The organism is Candidatus Protofrankia californiensis, assembly GCF_900634765.1.
Classification (GTDB): domain Bacteria; phylum Actinomycetota; class Actinomycetes; order Frankiales; family Frankiaceae; genus Protofrankia; species Protofrankia californiensis.
Genome location: NZ_CAAAFT010000382.1, coordinates 3,166 through 6,339 on the forward strand (window position 1 = coordinate 3,166; position 3,174 = coordinate 6,339).

Sequence of the window (3,174 nt, forward strand, 5' to 3'; positions counted from 1 at the left end):
ACCAGGCTGACCGCCACGCGGCCGGGGATGGCGCCGGCCCCTGGGACTTCGGCCTGGCCTTCCTGGTGGACGCCCGGGTATCAGGGCCACAGGTCCATGCAATCCACCGGGTTGTGCGGGGGCTCGCCCTCGCCGAGGCCGTCCGCCGTGCCGGGACGGCGTTCCAGGTGACGCCGCTGGACACCGTCGGTGACCCCTCCGGGGTGCATCTGCTCGGTGAGCTGGCCAAGGCCGGCCAGGACGGCCACGCGTTCGTGATCACTGATGGCCGGGCGGCGTTCCTGCTGACGCATCCGGACCCGGCGCTGCTCACCGACGCGCTGCCGGCGGACCGCTCCACCGCCTTCCGCCAGCTCGACGTCACCGTCGCGCATCTTGCACTGATCACAAAGGTCTGGGGGCTGCCGGACACCGAGGACGTGGTCGGCTATCGCCATGACGCGGCCGCCGCAATCGCCGCGGCGGCATCGCCCCCCGGTGCCGGTACAGCGACGACTCCGCCCGGCGGCACCACAGCGACATCACTGTCTGATGCCGGTAGGACAGCACCGGGCGGTGCGATCGCGCTGCTGTTGAACCCCACCCCGGCCGCGGACGTCGCCGCCGTCGCCGCAGCCGGCGAACGGATGCCACGCAAGTCGACGCTTTTCACACCCAAGCCACGAAGCGGCCTGCTGATCCGTCCGCTGGACGGGTAGTAGTAACCATCCGTATCCGTTACCCACGGTCATCCGGCCCTGTTCATCCGGTGCCGCTCAGGAAGCAGGATCCTCCCCCGACGGCCCCGCCTCGGTCGATGACCCCGTCGGTGACCCCGGCTCGGCATCCTCCAGCGAGGCGGCCCGGTCCGCGGCATCGGTCTCCTGGGCGTCATCGACGGTTGCCACGGAGGCGAACCAGCGTGCTGCATCAGCGGGACGGCCGGAGGCCAGCAGCGCCTCCGCGTAGGCATACCACAGCCTCAGGCTCCACGGCTGCACGCCGGAGGCAGCCACCTCGTCCTGCAACAGCAGGACCGCGGCCTCCGGCTCACCCAGGTCGCGCCGCGCGCCCGACAGGACGATCAGCAGCTCGATCCGGGACTCCTCGCCGAGTTCGGCCGCGCCCGGATCACGGGCGAGCAACAAGGCACGCTCGGGGCGTCCGAGCCCCCGCTCGGCATCGGCCATCACGGCCAAGTGCCGTGGGGAACCGTCGATGCGGCGCGCCGCACGCAGTTCCGCGAGCGCCGTGGTGAACTCCCCCGCATGGTAGGCGGCGAGCCCGACCGCTTCGCGGACGGCGGCGATCCGGGACGCCAGTGCCGCGGCTGCGCGAGCGTGCGCAAGCGCAAGCGCGGGGTCCTCGTCGAGGTACATGCCCGCGGCCACGAGATGCCGGGCCACCGATTCGGCAAGGGACGGGCCGAGCCCTCGCAGCTCACGGGTGACCTCGAAGTCGAGGAGCTCGGCGCGGGCCTCATCGGGAAGCACCGGTGCGGACGGTCGACCGGGCCGCTGGACGCCTCTGCCGCGGTGGTCCGCAGTGGCTGTGCCGCCGCGTTCCGGTCCGGATGCCGACGGCCTCGGGCTACTCCTCCGCCCCGTTGGAGCACCTGATGCCCGTGAAGCACCTGATGCCCGCCGGTCCGGCCCCGAGGCCTTCTCGGCGGAGCGATCCTGCCTGCCCGCGCCCTGGCCGCCACCCCAGGCCCGTCCCGTGCCCCGCTCGCTCGGACCTTGCCAGCCTGAAGCAGGCCGGTCCGGCTTGCCTGCGCCGGAGCTCCGGCCAGCGGAGCCTTGGCCGGCACGATCACGATCCTGGTGGTCACGAGCCCGAACATCCCGGGTGTCCCGAAAGTCCCGGGTGGAGCCGGTAGCGCGCGGCGAGCCAGCCGCGGGCGCTCGCCGTGCAGCATCGACTCTGCTGCGCGGGTCGGTCACCAGCCGGTCACCGTTGCCGGATTCGTGGGATACCCGGGCGTCGTCACGGCGGCCGGACGTACGGGGGGTGTCCTGCGGTGGTGTCCGGCGCGGCCTGTCAGCACCCGGCCTGTCAGCACCCGGGCCGTCGAAGTCGCGGCCGCCTCCGCGGCCCCGGGCAGAGAAACGATCGTCGGTGCGCCGGTCGGCCCGCCCATGCCGGTCGTCGCGGGAGGCCGCAGGCGAAGGCGGTCCGAAACGCTCGCCATCGGGTCCTGTGACCGGCCTACGCTCGGTCGGGCCGTAACCTCGCTGCCCGGCATCAGCACGTGGCGGCCTGCCGGTACGACCGGCTCCGGGCGTCCGCTCGGCCGCGCCCGGCCCACGTCGAACCGCCGGGTCGCCGGAGGGTCGTGCCGGCTGCGCGGAACCCCGCCGCTGTGGGGAACCCTGCGCGGAACCCCTTCCCTCGGGCTTCTTTCCCGCGGACCACTGCTTTTCCGCGGACCGCTGCCTGTCGGAGCGGGGCCCTATCGACTGCGCCTCTGCCGGTTGCGACCTGCCCGTCGGCGGTTGGTTCCGCTGAAATCCACTGGTCCGGTTGTCGCTATCCGCCCTGCGATCCGCGTGGCGATTGCCTGCTGACTGTCGTGATTCGCTGCGCGTACCCGCGGGGCGAGGCGACCGGCGGTCGGAATCATCATGGGGGCGGCTCGACCGGATCCCCGACCCGCCTCGAGGGCTGTCAGTCGATCGCGCGCCCGAGACGCGTTCGCTCGAGCTGTGCTGGCCCGGACGGCGATCTCCGTCGAAGCCTCGGGCCGGCCTGCCATACCCGCCTGTACGCCTGTCTCCGCGGATGTCCGTCGTCCCCTGACCGCGGGTTTGCTGGTCGTGACGGGGCTGCTGACGTTCACCGGCAACACCCCGAGAGTCACGGGCCGTACGCCACCGCTTCTCCGCAAAATTTTCCGTAGCCGACGGGGCTGCGGTTGTCGAAGTCCTGCCTCGGTTTCCTGCCGAACGGCGGGCTGACGTTCGCGTGACCGAAGCCCTGGCCCCTGCGGTTCCGGCTCCGGCTCTGCTGCTCGGGTACTGCCGGCCGTTCAGATAGCGGCGCCCAGGCCGACCCTCGTCACTGCTGCTCTCGTCCACGAGGCTGCCTCCTTGACCCGCGCCACTGACCTATGCCATCCGCGATCACATCGGTACCGGCCCCGGCAAGCAGCCCCGGCACACACAGCGAAGAGGGGCTACCCACACGGATAGCCCC

2 protein-coding genes are annotated in these 3,174 nt (G+C 72.2%); one reads left to right on the forward strand and one right to left on the reverse strand.

All coding sequences use genetic code 11. The features are described 5' to 3' along the window. Nucleotides 1-698: DUF1015 family protein (locus DD1DGNOD_RS29880; RefSeq protein ID WP_241255852.1), on the forward strand; the 698-nt coding region annotated here is incomplete at its 5' end. A gap of 57 nt (nt 699-755) precedes the next feature. Here the strand turns inward: DD1DGNOD_RS29880 and DD1DGNOD_RS19680 are convergent. Beyond that, complete coding sequence (locus tag DD1DGNOD_RS19680; RefSeq protein WP_206443312.1) at nt 756-1,472, reverse strand: hypothetical protein; 717 nt, start codon at nt 1,470-1,472, stop codon at nt 756-758. Between the last annotated feature and the right edge of the window lie 1,702 nt (nt 1,473-3,174).